The 19,529-nt window shown below is 35.8% G+C and carries 15 protein-coding genes and 1 pseudogene; 15 read left to right on the top strand and 1 reads right to left on the bottom strand.

The window, feature by feature from the left end:
• Positions 1–854: 854 nt before the first annotated feature.
• Positions 855–1,106 carry a hypothetical protein gene (locus IQ294_RS08875; RefSeq protein WP_203333676.1) on the bottom strand — a complete coding sequence of 84 codons (252 nt, stop codon included), beginning with the start codon at positions 1,104–1,106 and terminating at the stop codon, positions 855–857.
• A 733-nt stretch (positions 1,107–1,839) separates the two neighbouring features.
• Between IQ294_RS08875 and IQ294_RS08880 the strand changes: the two genes are divergently transcribed.
• From IQ294_RS08880 to IQ294_RS08945, 15 genes and pseudogenes are all read left to right on the top strand, one after another.
• Complete coding sequence (locus IQ294_RS08880; protein ID WP_203333677.1) at positions 1,840–2,490, top strand: helix-turn-helix transcriptional regulator; 651 nt, start codon at positions 1,840–1,842, stop codon at positions 2,488–2,490.
• Between the two features lie 712 nt (positions 2,491–3,202).
• The gene (locus IQ294_RS08885; protein WP_203333678.1) at positions 3,203–3,667 is read left to right on the top strand and encodes a RidA family protein; all 465 of its coding nucleotides are present in this window, start codon (positions 3,203–3,205) and stop codon (positions 3,665–3,667) included.
• An 80-nt stretch (positions 3,668–3,747) separates the two neighbouring features.
• Positions 3,748–4,800: a DctP family TRAP transporter solute-binding subunit gene (locus IQ294_RS08890; protein WP_203333679.1), complete on the top strand. Its 1,053-nt coding sequence runs from the start codon at positions 3,748–3,750 to the stop codon at positions 4,798–4,800.
• 65 nt (positions 4,801–4,865) lie between these two features.
• Positions 4,866–5,375 carry a TRAP transporter small permease gene (locus tag IQ294_RS08895; protein ID WP_203333680.1) on the top strand — a complete coding sequence of 170 codons (510 nt, stop codon included), beginning with the start codon at positions 4,866–4,868 and terminating at the stop codon, positions 5,373–5,375.
• 11 nt (positions 5,376–5,386) lie between these two features.
• Positions 5,387–6,667, top strand: a complete 1,281-nt coding sequence (locus IQ294_RS08900; RefSeq protein WP_203333681.1) for a TRAP transporter large permease — start codon at positions 5,387–5,389, stop codon at positions 6,665–6,667.
• A 108-nt stretch (positions 6,668–6,775) separates the two neighbouring features.
• Positions 6,776–8,353, top strand: coding sequence for an N-acyl-D-amino-acid deacylase family protein (locus IQ294_RS08905; protein ID WP_203333682.1), 1,578 nt, complete (start codon positions 6,776–6,778; stop codon positions 8,351–8,353).
• Between the two features lie 75 nt (positions 8,354–8,428).
• On the top strand, positions 8,429–9,676 hold the full coding sequence (locus IQ294_RS08910; RefSeq protein ID WP_203333683.1) for a threonine synthase: 1,248 nt from the start codon (positions 8,429–8,431) through the stop codon (positions 9,674–9,676).
• 173 nt (positions 9,677–9,849) lie between these two features.
• Positions 9,850–11,454 (top strand): N-acyl-D-amino-acid deacylase family protein, encoded by a 1,605-nt coding sequence (locus IQ294_RS08915; RefSeq protein WP_203333684.1) that lies wholly within the window; start codon positions 9,850–9,852, stop codon positions 11,452–11,454.
• 507 nt (positions 11,455–11,961) lie between these two features.
• Complete coding sequence (locus tag IQ294_RS08920) at positions 11,962–12,756, top strand: creatininase family protein (RefSeq protein WP_203333685.1); 795 nt, start codon at positions 11,962–11,964, stop codon at positions 12,754–12,756.
• A 729-nt stretch (positions 12,757–13,485) separates the two neighbouring features.
• Positions 13,486–14,451: a sugar kinase gene (locus IQ294_RS08925; RefSeq protein WP_203333686.1), complete on the top strand. Its 966-nt coding sequence runs from the start codon at positions 13,486–13,488 to the stop codon at positions 14,449–14,451.
• 19 nt (positions 14,452–14,470) lie between these two features.
• A complete protein-coding gene (locus IQ294_RS08930; protein WP_203333687.1) occupies positions 14,471–15,115 on the top strand; it encodes a bifunctional 4-hydroxy-2-oxoglutarate aldolase/2-dehydro-3-deoxy-phosphogluconate aldolase in 645 nt (214 codons plus the stop codon).
• A gap of 766 nt (positions 15,116–15,881) precedes the next feature.
• A pseudogene (locus tag IQ294_RS16495) lies at positions 15,882–15,974 on the top strand (hypothetical protein); the annotation flags it as partial.
• 1,110 nt (positions 15,975–17,084) lie between these two features.
• Complete coding sequence (locus IQ294_RS08935) at positions 17,085–17,258, top strand: hypothetical protein (RefSeq protein ID WP_203333688.1); 174 nt, start codon at positions 17,085–17,087, stop codon at positions 17,256–17,258.
• A complete protein-coding gene (locus IQ294_RS08940; RefSeq protein WP_203333689.1) occupies positions 17,221–17,946 on the top strand; it encodes a fumarylacetoacetate hydrolase family protein in 726 nt (241 codons plus the stop codon). Before IQ294_RS08935 ends, IQ294_RS08940 begins: the two co-directional genes overlap by 38 nt.
• Before the next feature lie 47 nt (positions 17,947–17,993).
• On the top strand, positions 17,994–18,752 hold the full coding sequence (locus IQ294_RS08945; RefSeq protein ID WP_203333690.1) for an SDR family NAD(P)-dependent oxidoreductase: 759 nt from the start codon (positions 17,994–17,996) through the stop codon (positions 18,750–18,752).
• Positions 18,753–19,529: the final 777 nt, after the last annotated feature.

The following is a 19,529-nucleotide window of genomic DNA, read 5'->3' on the forward strand; positions in this document are numbered from 1 at the left end:
TTTTAGGATTGAATTCATGCGAAGACTTTTTTATATAAGAAAAAAAAGAAATTTACTGCCATGAATGAAATTGCGAACATTAGCAAAGTGATTGAACAACTTCAGCTCATTTACAGCTTGTCTGCATTGTGAAAAGGTGAATTCATAAACCCCTTCAATAAAGCGATGATCCCAAATTTAGTTATCTTAAAAGGAATGACTTAACTTTCTGCAACGGCTTTCATCATGTCGCAAAAATTTGTGAACGGACTTCCGCTTTATCGCCAAGAAAATTAATTGAAACGTAATGGGCTTCTGTGGGAGTGCTAGACACTCTCATTCTGGATAATTACGAGAACATCCTGCAGCTTAAATCATTTATACAAGTACTACCACTGGCATAATCCAAGTTGTACAATAGCTCTCTAGCACGAGCGAAGTAATGTGAGAAAACCGGTTGTCCTTTCAATTACTGAGCGAGCCGAGTGAGTGAAATTCCCAAGGGTGTCTTGAGTGGATGCAAGAGTATCTCAATGTCGACGGATACGTCGGTAATGAATCAATAGAGAATGTAGAATCAATGTAAACTACTGGGTGGTCAGGTGTGTGAGAAATTCGATGAGGCGGTAAAACCTTAAATAGTCTCTCGTCAAGCAACAACCAATCGGCACTAACTTACAAGAGAATCAAATTCTGTAACCAATTATTCGCGATTGAGTACAATACCAAAAACATAAAGTAATAAGAATGGTTGAAAATAAAAAACTATTCACCCCGCGCTAAATGCTTATTTAGCATGTTTAAACGAAAAAATCATTGCATATTAATCAGCAACCGTTAAACCCGTTACTTTTATACAAATAGATGGAATGAAATTACATGTCTCTTGAAATACAGACTATTATGATTGCCGAAAAATACGCTGAGCGGTCGATTAAACCTTTGGTCGTCGGTAAAAAGTCGGCTCTTTTCTGCTTTATTTTGACGGCATTGCGTAATGCTTTTGCATGATGGTTTGAATCGCGTGGCGATGTCGCATCAGCTTGTAATTGTCCTTCAATACCTTCTTTTTCCGATGGCCAAAACGATATTTTTTTCTTGCACAGCGCGATAATCGCTTCTTCCACCTCCAATCCTCTGGTAGCACCATCGGCGAGCCACTTATAATAAAATGTACATGTTGTCGCTTTTTCTTCTACTCTTCATTCGCGAATTCTCGTCCATGTTCATATGAATATTGCTTACCGCACTGGTGGTCGAACCGGTAAATTTTATTACCTCGATACTATTTTATCCACGTCTTGATATGTAATTTATTTTTAATCTTCTGTTTCTTCATAATCTCTTCATTTGTCATTTGACCGCTCAGTTTGTCTTTTACGGTGGCCAATTTTGTTTCACTTGAATATACGTTTCTTTCTATGCAAAAACACCTCCGTTTTTAGTACTTGTGGTAAGTGCCATTGCGGAGGTGTTTTATATTGCTCAATTTAATTATGTTAGTATACATTTCTTTTCTAAGAAAGTAGGTATTCTTTATGAGATGTATCCGTGTCAGCTAGGCTTTAGGTGGAAATAGGTATAATTGGGGACGGGGAAATTAGACCAGATAATTAATTGTTAGTGCAAGCTGGTCTAAAACTTAAAAAATGAAGGAAGAAATCCGTAATTGCCATTATCCTTTTTTCATGAATAAAGCGGTGAAAGACATATAAAATTAACTAAGAGTTTTGCATTGTTAAAGTAAACACAGACTTATTTTTCTACTAACTAGAAAAAACAAACTTTTTTTCGAAATTAAAAACTTTTTGTAAATTACAGAAAATTGTGTTATTCTATTTTCGAAAGTGAGGTATGATCATGGAAAATGTTAAACAAGAAAGAAAATTTTTGAAGGCTGTAGTTAAGGGGATAGCTGCACAATTTGGGGAGAATTGCGAAGTTGTCCTCCATGATTTGACAAGACAATATGACAGCACAATCGTTGCAATTGAAAATGGTCATGTCACGGGAAGAAAGGTAGGTGACCCAGGAACCAATTTAGGTTTAGAAGTTTTAAGGGGAACTGTTGAAGGAGGAGATAAATATAACTATATAACCCAAACAAAAACCGGTAAAATACTTCGATCAACCTCCATTTATATAAATAATGAAAAAAATGAAACTATAGGATCCCTGTGTATAAATTTTGATATTACAAATTTATCAATGGCAGAGAAGACAATCCAATCATTAACTTCTAGTAATTTGACTCAAGAGGTCAAAGAAGATTTTGCAACAAACGTTAATGAACTGTTAGATGCTCTATTGCAAGAAACAATAGAAAAAGTTGGAAAACCCGTAGCTTTAATGAATAAAGAAGATAAAATCAAAGGCATTTTGTACTTAGATCAAAGGGGCGCCTTTTTGATAAAAAAAGCAGGAGACAAGATAACGAATTTTTTTGATATCTCAAAATATACGCTGTATAACTATTTAGAAGAAGGTAAAAAAGAAAATCAACACATATAAAGATTTTTATAAAGATTTGAGAAAAATTGACTCAGCACTAGTGTCTTTTTAAAAATGGAAATAATTTTAAAAAAGGTTGCCTCTTCAAGTTGAAAGTACCAATAGATAACAAAAGAAGAATGCGAACACACTTTCATTTCAACGGTTTTCTTCATGATATTAAAGAGCTTGAAATTTCTTACAATCAAATAGTAGGCGCTTATTTTCGGGTTAGAGCTCAGCCAACAATCAACTGTAAGCGCTTGCGAAGCTTCAATCAAAGAGGGTATCTGAAAAAATGTTTTTAACAACGTTATATGTGAAATCTTTCTGTTTTTATTAACATGATTTACTTTTGCTTCCGTCTCTCCAATTGAATACAGAGCCATTTTTAATTTCTAAATATAGCTGAAAATTACTTCAGACATATACTTCTAATTGTAAGTAAAAAGTATATATTTTCAAATAATGTAAAATTTTTAAAATGAACTCTGGATAAATGAATTCTAGATAATATAAAATGATTTTTTATGGATTTAATTAACTGAAAATAAATTATATTTAAACTAAATTTACTATTTTGAATACGAAAACATTTTGCGATAAAGTTTCGTATAAAGCGCATTCTCAATTATTTGAAATAAGCTTTTAAGTATTTTCTGTTTGCAATTTAAAACCATTTAAGAATTGGAATATTGTTCCCTGCTAAAAATAAAAATATGAGGTGATTCTTATGTCAGCAGTTCAAAAGCGACTAGATAAATTAGGAATAGAATTATCAAAGCCATCAAACCCAAAGTTCAGTTATGTTTCTGTGAATCAAGTTGGAAATCTACTTTATTTATCTGGGTTAGATTGTAGAAAAAATGGTGAACTGATTTTTGAAGGGAAGCTTGGAAAAGATTTAACAATTGAACAAGGTCAAGAAGCAGCTCGACAGGTTATTATAAATGGTTTATCTGTTCTTCATGATTATTTAGGGGATTTGGAGAGAGTAAGTAAAATTGTGAAGTTGTTAGGGTTTGTCAATAGTGCAAGCGGTTTTGTAGATCAACCTTATGTAATGAACGGTGCTTCTGATTTGTTGGGAGAAGTATTTCAAGAGAAAGGCAAGCATGCTCGCTCCGCTATAGGTACTAATGAGCTTCCTTTTAATACTCCTATTGAAATAGAAATGATTGTAGAAATTGACAATTAGACATACTAATTTTTTGGACAGTAGATCTATCAATTGTAAGAAATAACTAAATAAAAATTAAAAAACGGAGGTTTTTGTATATGAGAAAACTATTAATGCTACTTACAAGTTTAATTGTTTTTTTTGTAGTTGGATGTTCAAATGAGGGTGCTGGTTCTGGGGGGACATCAAATAATAGTCAAGAGTCAAACTCATCGGAAACTATAGAATTTCGTATCGGAACGGGGAATAATGAATCACACCCACATTATCACGGGATGGTTAAATTGAAAGAGGTACTAGAAGAAGAAGGTGGGGATAGATTCGATGTAAAGTTCTTCCTTAATTCTACTGTTGGCGATGATCGAGAAATGATAGAAGGACTTCAAATGGGGACTTTAGACGCGACAATACCTGCTGTAGGAGTCGTATCTAATTTCGTTACTGACTTTGAAATATTTAATTTTCCATTTCTATTTCCTAATGAGGAAGTAGCAGATGAAGTATTAGGCGGGCCAACAGGTCAGCAGATATTAGATCGATTACAAGAACAAGGTCAAGGTGTTCTTGGTATGGATTATTGGGAGCAAGGCTTCTTTCTTCTAACAAATAGTTCACGTGAGGTTAAGACTCTTGAAGACTTGAAAGGCTTATCAATTCGTACAATTGAAAATGAGATTCAGGTAGATACATTGCGCGCCCTTGGTGCGAACCCGACCCCGATGCCTTGGGGTGAACTATTTACAGCTATGCAACAAGGAGTAGTAGATGGACAACAAAATCCAATTGCGAATATTCATTCAGCCAAATTCTACGAAGTACAAGACTACCTAACAATTACGAACCATCATTATGGACCATCTATCTTCTTGGTTAGTGAAATTTTTTGGAACAAGCTTTCAGAAGAAGAGCAACAGCTAGTTGATAAAGCCATTAAAGCTGGTAATACAGAAGCGAAAAGAGTAATGAGGGAACAAAATGCAGCGCAGTTACAAGAAGTAGAGGAGTATGGTATGACCATTACTGAATTAGATGATTCAGAAATTGATAGAATGCGTGAGCTAGCTCAACCAGTAATTGAGAAGTATTCAGAAGAAATTGGCAAAGACTTTGTTAATGAATTCTATCAAGCTGTTGAAGATGCTCAAAAATAACAACAATGAAAAAAGATGAGTGTTTTACACTCATCTTTCTCATCATTTGAAAAGGGGGAAAAAAATTGAAATGGTTGAAGAAGCTAGATGATCACTTCGAAGAGTCGGTTACGTTTATTCTGTTTGCAATCTTAATTATAGTAGTCTTTTTACAAGTTATCTTTCGTTACATATTTCAATTTTCATTACATTGGGGTGAAGAAACAGCTAGATATACATTTATTGTCCTTGTGTATTTTTCAGCTATTGTTGCTGTGAAAAGAAGCAAACACTTACGAACAGAGGGGTTCGTAGAAATGCTACCTTATAAAGTGAAAAAATGGGTCAAAATCCTTTCAGATGTTATTTGGCTTGCTTTTACTCTATTAATGGTTAGATTGAGTTTCATCTCAACAATGACTGTACTTGCCTCTGGGCAACAATCTCCGGTTCTAGGATTTACAATGGGTTATGTATATGGAGTTATACCGATTTGTTTTACGTTAATGTCTTTCCGAATCATACAAAAAATTATACAAAAAATAAAAAACCAGAAAAATGATGAGGATACTTCCTCGGCCGAAACCCTGATTTAGGAGGTGGATTAATGGAAATCGTTTGGATTATGCTTATAGCTTTAGCTGTTTCACTAATTTTGGGAGTGCCAATTGCTTTCTCTATTGGTATTGGTACGTTTGTCGGATTACTAATTGGTGGAATACCCACTGAACTGTTAGGACAAGGGGCATTTACTGCATTGAATAATTATGCCATTATGGCAGTTCCTTTTTTCATTTTAACAGGTATGATAATGGAGTCTGGTGGTTTATCAAAAAGATTGATTGACTTTGCTAAGAGTATCGTAGGTAATGTAACAGGTGGATTTGGAATAGTAACCGTAATAGCTTGTGGGTTCTTTGCAGCAATTAGTGGATCCAGTCCTGCTACGGTAGCGGCAATAGGTACAATCATGATACCAATGATGGTTAAAAATGGATATTCAAAAGGATTCGCTTCTTCAATTACAGCTACAGCAGGAGGATTAGGAGTAATAATTCCGCCATCCATAACCATGATTGTATATGCTGTTATAGCAGATGTATCAGTTTCAGATATGTTCTTATCTGGTATTGTGCCAGGAATTGTTACGGTTATTTTTATATGTTTAACTGTATTCTTGATCGCCAAAAAGACAGGTATTCCTGGAGATGGAAACCAAATAGCAGTTAAGGAAGTTTTAAGAACATTTTGGGCAGCGAAGTGGGCTTTAATGGCACCAGTTATTATTTTAGGGGGGATATATAGTGGCGTATTCACTCCAACAGAATCAGGTGTAATTGCAGTGGTTTATGGTCTAATAATCGGTCTATTTGTGTACAAAGAATTGAAGTGGAAAGACATACCGAAAGTGTTAATTGACGCAGGTATTATGACGGGTGCAGTCCTGATTATTTTAAGTACAGCAACTACTCTTGGTCGTGTATTTACACTTCAACAAGTTCCGCAAATACTAAGTGATGCTCTATTAAGTATAACTGAATCACCTTATATTATATTATTATTAATTGCAGGAATAATGATAGTTTTAGGGACATTTATGGAAGCGCTTTCCCTAGTTATTATTCTCACACCAATTTTTATACCTGTTGTTATTCCATTGGGGGTAGATCCAGTTCATTTTGGAATCATTTTGATTATAGGTGCAGTAATTGGCATGATGACACCACCTGTTGGAGTTAATTTATTTGTTGCGTCAGGTATATCAGGAGTCTCAATTGAGCGTTTAACAAAATCGATGGCACCATTTTATTTGACGATGATCCTGTTATATTTAGTAATTATTTTCATACCAATTTTGTCTACAGGACTAGTAGAAATGTTTCGTTAGGAGAGACTAAGATGTCATATTATTTAGTAATAATAAATTTGTAAATTATTTAAAGATAAAGATTAATTAAAACGAATTTTTGTCAATTTATCAAAAGGAGTGTTATGTATGTACGATATTATTATAAGAAATGGAAGATTATTTGATGGCAGTGGAAATCCTTGGACAAATTTAGACATTGCTGTTAAAGATGGAAAGATTGTAAAAATAGGGAAATTAAATACTGAATCTGCTAAGAAGGAAATAGACGCAGAAGGATTAGCAGTTGCACCTGGATTTATTGATACACACGTGCACTCTGATTTATTATGTACAAAACCTGATGTGCATAAAATCAAAGTTTTACAAGGCGTTACTACTGAGCTATTAGGACAAGACGGGATTTCAGTTGCACCTGTATCAGAAGAAACGAAGCCCTTATGGCAGAAACAATTAGAAGGGTTAAACGGTACAATAGGCGATTGGAAATGGAACAGTATCTCAGAATATTTAAAATTTCTTGAAGAACATCATCTATTAGGGAATGTCACATATTTAGTGCCACATGGAGCAGTAAGAACACTTGCTATGGGCTTTGAAGGCCGTGAAAGTACAAAAAAAGAAATGACAAAAATGCGTGAACTAGTAGAAGAAGGTATGCGACAAGGAGCATATGGTGTTTCAACAGGTTTGATTTATCCTCCAAATTCATATTCAAACAAACAAGAACTCATTGAAATATGTAAAGGAGCAGCAAAATATGATGGGTGCTTCGTAGTACATATCCGAAATGAAAGTACTACTTTGCTTGACTCGCTAGATGAAGTAATTGATGTGGCAAGACAGACTGGTGTAAGACTCCATGTATCACATTTTAAAAGTGTCGGTTTAAAAAACAGTTATAAATATGAAATAGCCTTACAAAAATTGGATTTAGCACGTTTTGAAGGCATTGAAGTTACATTTGATCAATATCCATATACAGCTGCATCAACTGTTCTCCATTCTATTCTTCCTCCTTGGGTGCATGCAGGTGGGGCTGAAAAAATGCTTGATAGGCTCAGGGATCCTGAGTCTAGAGAAAAAATTAAATATGATTTTGAAAACAACATAAACTATGAAAATCCTATTTATAGTTGTGGGTGGGAAAATATTATTATATCAGCAACAGGGACAGAGAGAAATAAATCTGTAGAAGGAAAGAGTGTCTTAGAAATAGCTAACTTGAAAAACAAAGAACCTGCAGATGCAGCTATGGACCTCCTATTAGAAGAGGAAGGGAATGCTACGATGGTACTCCATTGGGGGAGAGAGATTGATATTGTCAAGGCCATGAAAAGTCCTTTGTATATCGTAGGTTCTGATGGGATTTTTGGTGGGAAACCGCACCCCAGACTATATGGATCCTTCCCGCGAGTATTGGGGCGTTATGTTCGAGAATTAGAAACTATATCTTTATCAAATGCAATTCATAGTATGACGGGTAAGGCAGCTCAGTTACTACGTTTAAAAGATAGAGGTCTTCTTCGCGAAAATTATTTTGCTGACATCGTCGTGTTTGACCCTGAAAAGATTGAAGATAAAGCTACGTTCGAAGACCCGCTTCAAGAACCTGTTGGAATAAATTATGTAATTGTTAATGGGCATTTAACAGTAGAAAATGGAGAGATTACTAGTGAGGGTAAGGGTGAAGTTCTTAGATATTAAGTGACATTTATATTTTGCTGAATTAAGAGATGTGTTAGGACCGATGTTAATAGTTGTAAAGGAGGGGTCAATAGTATGAAACTGAAGTGTATTAATTGTGCTGAAACCTATCCCCCAGAAATGCTATATTCCTGTATTAAGTGTGACGGAATATTAGAAGTATACTATGAAAAAGATTTTGTCAAGAATGACTCTAATTCTTTCAATGCAAACTTGTCAAATACTATGTGGCGGTACTCGTCCCAGTTATCAGTTGAACATCACGATAATATTATTAGCTTACATGAAGGTGGAACACCACTACATTTTTCTGACAGGTATAAGAAAGAATTAGATGGCTTTCAAGGGGAGCTCTATTTTAAAGATGAGACTGTTAATCCAACAGGGTCTTTTAAAGATAGATTGATTAGTACAGCCATAAGTAAAGCGAAAGAATTTGGCTATGAAAAAGTAGTCTGTGCATCAAGTGGTAATGCAGGTGCATCTGCAGCTGCTTATGCAGCAAAAAGTGGGATTGAGGTTGTGATTTTGGCTCCGCAGAGCACTCCAAAAGAAAAGATAGTACAAATATTATCTTATGGCGCAACAGTTCTCCTTGTTAAAGGACATTATAGTGACTCTTACAAGTTAGCGAAAGACTTGTCAGAAAACTATGGGTTTTGTAATTTGAGCACAACATTTCTTAATCCATACGGAACAGATGCATTGAAAACTGTAGCATATGAATTGGATAATCAACTTAAAGGTGAGATGCCAGACTATGTATTAATTCCTGTTGGCGCGGGACCATTATTAAAAGGGTTATATCAAGGCTACAGTGAACTAAATAAATCATTAAAAAGTGTTGGAGCAACCATTCCGAAACTTATCGGGGTACAAGCTGAAGGTTGTTCACCAATAGTATCTGCCTTTGAATCTGATCAAGAAATTGTTTCAGCATGGGAAGGGTCAAATACAATAGCTTCTGGTATTTCAGACCCATTAATTGGATATGAAAAAGATGGGACGTATACCTTGAAATTAATTAGGGAGAGTAAAGGTGTCGCCATTTCAGTTACAGATGAAGAAATAAAGAAAGCAATGCAAGATTTATCTCAACTTGAAGGAATATTTGCGGAACCCACAGGTGCAGCCCCATTAGCAGCATTGAAAAAATTATATGAAAAAAATATGATTGACCCTAACAGTCGCGTTGTTTGTTTAATTACAGGTCATGGTTTTAAAGATATGAATATATATCAGAAAATGGATAATAATATACATTATATCGATAACGTGAATGATATAGATTCGGTTCGCCGAATTCTAAACATTCCTACTTAACATAAAAAATATCTGGATTTCGAGTTTGCTGGCCCAATAATGAATTGTAGTTGGAGGATTAAACAAATCTTTCATTTCAAGTGAAAAATATCCATTTGGTAGAAACTAAGAGGAATTGGAACCTATTATATCTAAGTGATAGGTTCCAACGCCTTTTTGGAGGTGTTATTAACATGTATGATTTATTACTTACTAATGGAAGAATAATAGATGGTAGTGGCGCTAAGTCATATATTGGATCAATTGCAATTAAAGATAATAAAATTGTAAAAGTTTCTCCTGTTATAGAAGAAGAGAGTTTAACAACGGTTAATGTAGAGGGATCTTGTGTTAGTCCAGGGTTTATAGATGCACACACGCATGATGATTTAGCAATCTTAGAGGATGGAAGTCATGCTCCGAAATTGTTTCAGGGTGTAACTACGGCAGTGTTAGGGAATTGTGGACACGGCTGTGCTCCAGTTGGTAACGATCTAGATGCATTACGTAATTATTCAGAACCTGTTCTTGGACGATTTACTGGTAAATGGGATTGGAAAAGTTTTGATGATTATATTGAACGTTTAATAAAAGCACCAAAGACAGTTAATACTGTTAGTCAAGTGGCACATGGTGCTGTTCGGTCAGCTGTGATGGGGTTTGATGGAAGGTCAGCTACTAAAAAAGAGATTGATCTAATGGTGGGTATTGTAAGTGAAGCAATGGAAGCAGGAGCTGTGGGATTATCCTTAGGTCTTATGTATGCCCCAGGGAGTTATGCAGACAAAGAAGAACTGGTAGCGCTTGGTAAAGTTGTAGGAAAGTTCGGGGGAGTTCTTAATTGTCATTTGCGAAGTGAGGGAAATAGTCTTATAGAATCAATGGATGAGTTTTTTACAATAGGAGAAGAGGCAGAGGTGTCACTCCATATTAGTCACCTGAAATCTGTAGGCTTAAGTAATTTTGGGAAGTTACCAAGTATAATAGAGAAACTCGATAGAAAGCGATCGGAAGGAGTAGATATTACTTGTGATGTTTACCCTTATCCAGCAGGGAGTACAACAATAGTTTCCCTCATCCCATTATGGGCTATCGAGGGAGGTACTCAACAATTACTTCGTAGACTTCAAAATCCCGCGTTGAGAAAGCAAATTAAATTTGAGTTAAAGAAGCCTTGGGGACAGATGGAGAATAACCTTTTAGGTATTGGTTATGAAAGAATTCGAGTTTGTGGGTTACGCAATATTTCAAATTTAATTTATGAGGGTATGAGTTTAAGTCAAATAGCAGAGAGAAAAAATGAACCTTTGGATGAATGCTTACTTCAACTAATAGAGGAGGAAGAAGGGAAAGCGAGTATTATTCTTTTTCAAATGGCTGAAGAAGACGTCCAAGAAGCATTGAGTTGGAAATGGTCTATGATAGGATCCGATGGATTACCTTTGGATTCTAAAATTATTCACCCTCGACATTACGGAACTTTTCCAAGAGTGCTTGGCCATTATTCAAGAGACAAAGATTTGTTTTCGTTAGAAGAAGGCGTTAGAAAAATGACTTCGTTACCTTCAGAAAGATTTAACTTAAAAAAGAGGGGGCGCATTCAGACTGGTTATGTTTCTGATTTAGTTGTTTTTTCAAGTAATAATATTAAAGATTTAGCAACATTTGAAAAACCACGTGTTTATCCAGAAGGTATAAAATTTGTTTATATTAATGGTGAACAAGTAGTTGAAATTGGGAAGACGACTGGGAAATATCCTGGAAAGCATCTCTTAAATAGTCTTTTAGATAGACCATAAAGTACTTTTTTATGAAGCAAAGAGAGTGATGTCTCTCTTTGTTTCGAAATTCATAATTTAAGTCTTTATTTAAATAAGGACAAGTAAAATCACAACCCATGAAATAAAGAAAACTCTAAAAATACTAAATCTCAAATAGGGAGGTAACATGCGCTGGTTATGAGACTATGTTTGTGAAAGTGTGCACAAATTAAAATAGTTGACAAAATTATAGCTGTTCTAAGAGAACTAAGCGCACTCTCTATTGAATTGAATACAAGAGATGCGGTGATTGAACTTTGCTGAAAGGAAGGTGAAAAGTTGTGACGAAAGTTTGATAAACAGCAACATCTTTAATTAGCTGAAATGCTTTTGCCTAGAAAGTTAATCGATAATGTTTCGATTAAAAAACTGAGGTGCTGTGGTAAGCTCGAGCGAACCAAACTTAGTTGCAAAAAATTAAAAAGAAAACTATATAGCTTTCTAGATGCGTTTATTTCAAAGACTCAATGTATTGGAGGGATTTAATTGACAATTTTACTTGGTGAAAAAAGATGGGAAGATGCAAAAGAATTAGTCGAAAGTAATGCAATTGTAATAGTTCCTACCGCAGCGTTTGAACAGCATGGTAATCACCTTCCTTTAGATACAGATATGAGGTTAGTAACGTTTATTGCTGAGGAGGTATGTAAACGATGTGAATCTTTAAACAGTCCTGTTGTGATTACTCCAACTATATGGACAGGTTTTTCTCCTCATCATATGCAATTTGAAGGAAGTATTACTCTTAAAATGGATACCTTTAATGCAGTGATTCGGGATACTTGTGAAAGCTTGTGGCATCATGGTTTCAGAAAAATAATATTGTTGAACGGGCATGGAGGTAACGCTAACCTGCTAAAGAGTGTGGTTGCAGATATGACTTTTTCTCTTAGCATTCGCACAGTGACAGCTTCTTATTGGGATTTTGCTCTAGAATACATTAATAAATGGCGAAAATCTAATTTCGGTGGAATTAACCATGGTTGCGAAATGGAAACAGCTTTAATGTTATATTTATCGGAAAAACTTGTTCATAAAAATCTTATTAAGGATAATATCTGGAGTCCTGCTTCCAAAAATATAAGTAATGACATAGCTAACAGTGGTACTGTTCTAACAGCTTTTGATTTTTCAGAGATAAGTGAAGAAGGAGTAATCGGCGAACCAAGTAAAGCTTCTAAAGAGAGAGGTCAAGAATTATTCGATTACATTTGCAACGAGATTGTTAACTTTATTGAAGATTTTGAACAATGGGATTGGAAAGAGCCATTGAAAATATAAGCTCCTCGTCATATGCCTGTAGAATTCGTTGTTTACAAAGATGCTTCGGATTTGATTCTATGTAGAGTAATGTCGGAGCTGTAGAGCCTTAATATTATTAGTCTTACCTCCCACCGCTACTTTCGTGAAATGGGGAGGCTGGCAATTTCGGAATTCTTACTGCTAGTTTTTCATGATCTTAGGAAAGCCTGCATGATCAGATGATTAATCTGGTCTTATATGAACCCTCGTGCATATCTTTCGGCCAAGACGCGGTGGTAAAAACAGGGAATTGCCGCATTTTACAGTGATGGGCGTGGAAATGTTAAAGCTGGCTATGAAATTTTCTCCTAAATTGAAAACAAGACGTGTAATACTTCAAATTCCTTCTTTACGTTCAATATTAGATCACCATTGATGCGTCCTCGTTCTCTCGAAGGTGACACTTTTGCGAGTAAATGATTGTATCAATTTGCTATAAATTTTGCGGAAGCGCGTTTGTCGAAAAGTGGATATGATAATTACTTAGAGCACAGCTATAAAAGCGTCTTCCGAATAACATTTGTAAGAAAACTATTTGAAATTTCAGGAGAAAATAGAAGACAAGAGCTCGAGTATACAGTGGAATACATTTGGAATTTAAATCTTTTATTATGTCGATTGAAGATTGGTGCGCTGTTTTACCTTTTTTGAATATAGTCATGCATTTAGGTATTGAAAGTAAGGAATATATATATAAGGTTGTGTATGATGAAGAAATTAGATGTATTTACTTTTGGTGAAACTATGGTTCTTTTTCAGCCGGAGCAAATGATTCCTCTTGAATATGTGCATCAGTTTCCTAAAAAAATTGGAGGCGCGGAATCGAATGTAGCCATTGGATTAACTCGGTTGGGTCACTCTGTAGGATGGTTTAGCAAATTAGGAAATGACCCTTTCGGCCGTTTTATCCTAAAAAGTATCCGTGGAGAAGGAGTTGATACATCTTCTTGCCAATTTACTGACAAAGCTCCTACCGGTTTGTTTTTTAAAGAACAATTGTCACCGGAAAATATGAATATCCATTACTATCGTAAAGACTCTGCTGCCAGTTTGATGGAACCTGCTGATTTAGATATAACAGCTATTGCTCGCTCCAAAATTCTCCATATTAGCGGGATAACTCCTGCATTGAGTACAAGCAGTTATCGCACAGTTATGAAAGCCATTGAAGTCGCAAAACAAAATAGCACGATGATTGTCTTTGATCCGAATCTCCGATTGAAACTCTGGTCTGCTGAACGTGCAAAAGAAGTATTCAATGAGATCGCCGAAAAGGCCGATGTAGTCCTTCCAGGCCTCGATGAAGGGCAATTAATGACAGGTGAGACAGGCGCCGAAGCGATAGCAGAAGCATTAATTAAAGACAGCGATAAAATCATTGTTATTAAACTGGGTCATAAAGGCGCTTATCTGCGTTCAATGTCAGAAAAAATATACATTGATGGATTCAAAGTTGATAAAGTTGTTGATCCAGTAGGTGCGGGTGATGGATTTGCAGCCGGCATTATCAGTGGCATCCTACGTCAGGAACCTATGCAGCAAGTCGTCAGACGGGCAAATGCTATAGGAGCGATGGTAATTGGAGTGAGCGGAGATATTGAAGGCTTGCCAACTTTTGAAGCTGTCGAAAAATTTATGAAACCAACGGAGAACGTACCTGATGTAAAGCGTTAACTTAAGGAGGACCCGAATAATGAAAAAATGGGAAAATTTAATTCAATTGAAAGAATCTGGACTTATTGCGGTTATCCGTAGACCAAAGCAACCCCAAATAGAATATATTTCAGAAGCGCTTGTTGAAGGTGGGACAGGAGCGCTGGAAATTACATTGGACACGCCGGGGGCTTTGGAAATGATTAGAGATTTAAAGAAGAAATACAAGAATCGAATACTAGTGGGTGCAGGGACAGTATTAGATGCGGTTTCAGCGAAAAGTGCAATAGACGCAGGATCGGATTTTATTTTCTGTCCAAGTTTTGATGTTGAAACGATTCAAATAACCAATCGTCATGGCAAGATTTCCATTCCAGGTGTCATGACGCCTACTGAAATCGTTCAAGCATATTCAGCAGGTGCAGATTTGTTAAAAATTTTTCCTGGCGCTGCGTTAGGAGAAAGTTATATTAAGGATTTACAAGGACCTTTAGGCCATATCCCGATGATGCCGACCGGCGGAGTGAATCTTGATAACGTTGAATCATTTATTAAAGGTGGTGCAGTAGCGGTGGGCGTAGGTGGTTCACTGGTTGACAGCAATGCGATTGCGGAAGAACGTTATGACGTTTTGACCGAAATTTCCAAAGAGTTTATCAAGAGAATACAAAAAGGAAGAAGCTAAAAAGTAAAATGCTTTTTCTGATACTGGGATTAAGTAAACGAAAGTTTTCATATTTGTTAAGAATATTAAAGATATCATTTGAGAAAAAACGATGGCAAAAAGGGGTAGCTTACAGAAATGTAAAAACGACAATTTCCATCCAAGTAGTTCTTCTTGTCTTGCATACGTCTTAATAAATTTTGTACTGGAAAAATTGGGAAAGGCCTAGTAAAAAGCCTCTTTCGACCATGGCAAATTACATTTACATACCTATATTGATTTTTTAAACGTTTTATTAATTTAAATTTGATCGAATGAAATAGTCTTATTTTGTCGATAGCTTCCATAAATTCCGAAAATAATGAAAATCCGATGCTATTATGCGCTTACAGTAAAGAAGCGTTAATATGCAGTTTCCTTGTTAGTTTTGCATATGATTTTAATATATTTCTTCGATATTAAGTTTCGGCATAAGCTAGGATTTTAATCTTTATTGTCGCTCAGCCTTCAGCCGAAAATAATGTTATTTACGTAGTTCAATATGACAGCGAACACATCTCATTTCTTGTACCACTTTAAACACCACCTTATTCGATATTCTACCTTTTACAAGAATGCGAATCTTATTAGGGTGGATCTTTCTGTCTTATTGTTCTTCATATAAAAAAGGTTCTTCTTGCAGCATCTCGAGATATGAGAATAGTCAACAGGCAGGGGGATATGCACCTTGTGTTAAGTATACGTCAAATAGGTTCTTTTTGTTATTAGTTGAGTAGTTAACGTACTCTGTTGTGGTGTTGAACTGCAAGCTCCTTTCGGAGACATGAAAGGATTGAGTTCGAGTTCACGCGAGCAAGGCGAAGCGGCGAAAGAAGTTTAAACTGTCATCAAAACGGTTTTCATAAAAGGCAGATAAGCAGATTGAAATAAGAGATTTCCAAGTTTAGAAGTCTTTTATTCTTTAATCTAATAAAACGGTTTACAAAAAAAACTAAGTAAAAACCTGTTTGTTTAAAAGTTTTTTTAAGATTTCGGGTTTTTAAATCTTTACAGAGGAGACTAAAAGTATCTGTTAATCAGAAATTCAAAAATACATAAGTATCAAAGGTTTCGGCTGGAATGCTTATAATTTTTCTATTTAAGAAGAGTTTTTTAAACAAAAAGTAGCTATAGATTCTAGTAAACGACTGGAGGCTTTTTTACTAAATTTCGAATAATTGATAGCATAGCGCAGAAAATTTTAATGCGTATCTATACACCGATGAAAACTAATATATCTACCTATTGTTCTCTGGGATAGTTACGAATTTCTTTTTCAAAATATTCCGCTAAATTTAAGGGTGAATGTTACTTCCATGCTGTACCGACTAGCACCGGAATATTCTTCTTCTGGAGCTGTAATCCATTGTAATAAGGCATATGAGGGGTGATACCTAATCGGCCAACTGAAGTAAAGGTATCATCGGAGAAAATCTAGCGATGTTTTTCTGGTTAAGGAGTCGAAACCATAGAAAGTAAAGAAATATTAAAACAATTCTTATTTTATCCGATACAAGATTATTTTTCGTTTCTCAAGCACTAGCTTTACAGTTAATCTTAAAATATGAGTGGTATGGTTTGGCTCCTTTAAGAATGTTTTAATTTTGTCGACCTTATAAAGAAATTACCTTAGTAGATAAGGAAAGATTTATCCTATTCAAACCAAACGCCGTACGGAATTCAGCCAGCTTTTATTACGACCATAGAACTTAATGTTTTACGGGTTTTGGGCGTAGAATATGTATAGCATAACGGGTAAATTAGCATTTTAGGTTTTTTTAAAGTGAATTAAAAATGTCAATTAGGTTTGTTTAAGAAGGTTAATGGTTGGAGCAATCATCGATGATTCATCAAGCTGTTTTCGCATTTCAAACTCAGTCTGTTTAATAGCCGGTTCATAGTACTAAGAGGATTAAAAGAAATAGGAAAAATAAAAAAGGAGAGATTATAGATGAAAATAGCGGCATTCTCATATCAGGCAGAACAGCATATAGGTGTAGTGGAAGAAGAAGAAATCATTAGTTTGACGGCGCTTAGCCCAGATGAATTCCCGCCATGTCTTAAAACATTCATAAAGGGGGGGTGCTTTGCAACAGAAAGCAGCACAGCTGATTATAGAAGGTAAGAATAAAAATTTCCGATTTGCACTGTCAGATATTACTTATCTTGCCCCAATTCCGGAACCAGAGAAAATTATCTGTGTTGGGTTGAATTATTTGGACCATTGTAAAGAAACGGGCATGGACCCGCCCAAATCTCCAGTCATTTTCTCGAAATATGCAAATGCCATTATCGGTCATAATGACACAGTTGAAATCCCAAGTAATTCAAATGAAGTAGATTTTGAAGCTGAATTGGCGATTGTTATAGGAAAAGAAGCTAAATACGTGTCAGAAGCTGATGCAAACGATTATGTATTTGGCTATACAATAATAAACGACATCAGCGCTCGCGATCAACAATTTGCTGACGGTCAGTGGTCACGCGGAAAAACGGCTGATACCTTTGCACCAACCGGCCCGATAATCGTGACGAGAGATGAAGTGGATAATCCTTATGAGCTCGCAATAAGTTTAGAGCTTAATGGTGTAGTGATGCAAAATTCGAACACTAGTAATCTGATTTTCACCATCCCTCAGATAATATCATATTTAACACAATCGATAACATTAAAGCCAGGTGATTTAATTGCTACCGGAACTCCTCCAGGTGTAGGAATGGGCAGGAAACCAAAAGTTTGGCTGAAAGATGGAGATAAGATGAGTGTAACTATCGAAAAGATTGGTACGCTAACCAATTCCGTTCTAGGCTAAATATACAAAAAATAAAGAACAGCACATTAATTTAAGGAGGATGAAATATGTTTTCATTTGATAACAAAGTAGTATGGGTGACAGGAAGCAGTACAGGTATAGGTAGAGCAATTGCAGTAAAATTTGCAGAAAATGGGGCACATGTAGTTGTCCATGGCAATACTAATAAGGTGGAAGCAGAAAAAACCCGTGAAGAGGTCAGTAGAAAAGGAGGCAATAGCCTTTTAGTCATAGGAGATCTCACTGACAGGAATCAAGTTAACCGTATGACAGAAGAAATCAGAAATAAGTTTGGCCGCATTGATGTCTTAATTAATAATGCCGGCACGATGATAAAGAGAGTGAAAATTGAAGAAATTGAAATTGATACTCTGGAAAAAATTCTCAATGTTAATTTCACTTCAGTTATTCATGTGACACAATCTGTTTTGCCTCTCATGAAAGAACAGAGAAAGGGAGTGATAATCAATATGACCTCCATCGCGGCGAGAACTGGTGGGGGTCCTGGAGGAGTGCTTTATGCAGCAGCAAAAGGAGCAGTCAGCACGTTTACAAGAGGACTGGCAAAAGAGATGATAGAAAACAATATTCGCGTTAACGGGATAGCTCCTGGAGTTATCAATACACCTCTTCATGACCGGTATTCGACGGTCGCACTTCGCGAAAAAATGGCTTCTAATATACCGCTTGGCCGTGAAGGGACAGCAGAAGAGGTGGCAGGTGCCGCCCTATATTTAGCTTCAGATTTGGCAAGTTATGTTACTGGGGAAATTATCGAAGTGAACGGCGGCTTATTGATGGACTAAGGGCTTGAAAGTTTAATTCTAAATAATATGAGGGATTTTATGAAACCGAAAATATATAATGGGCTACCATTTCAACCTGAGAGTGAAGCTACATAGAGTAGCAATGTGGATACAAATTTCGAACAATGTATACCAACTTCACATGAAATCCTCTTAGAAGAAAAAGTTGTTGATGGTTACTTGTTTAGCATACTAAAATTATCGAAGACTTTATAGAAGAGGTTCCGTAAACGAAATATATCAGCATTTCTTACGTAGAGGATAAAACTTTAAATCTTGAAGTTATTGAGATCTAATTTTTTTTAGGCACTCATCCAAGATAAATTTTAAACGAATCATTGCCAGACTTGTTATTCACTTTAGTCCTGGTTGCGGTACGAGAGCCATGGAACTAAAAGGTTATGTGAAACAAGGTAAGAGTACAATATATAGGCAAGCGATCTACGCGACAAAAACGTACACCACGCAACAATGGGTATTATCGAAGAGAAGAAAACCAGACTGGCTGTTTTAGTTTTAAAAATGAGTATTCTTTATAACAGCAACAAACCTAAATCAGAGATTGAAGAAAAATACGGCATAATCTACCGTGACATGGATTCGCTTCTAATCGATAATCCGCTACTAAAGATGTCTCAAGTTGTACCGATGTCACTATAGGTTCGGCGACTGATAAAACACCACTATCATAGTGATGAAAGCGGCTTAAAATGTGATAAAGGAATTGCAAAGTTTCGTCTAGACAGATCAAAAAAGCAAGCTCTTTGTTTTAAAAAT

Origin of the sequence: Planococcus beigongshangi (assembly GCF_016820495.1) — a bacterium.
GTDB lineage: Bacteria > Bacillota > Bacilli > Bacillales_A > Planococcaceae > Planococcus > Planococcus beigongshangi.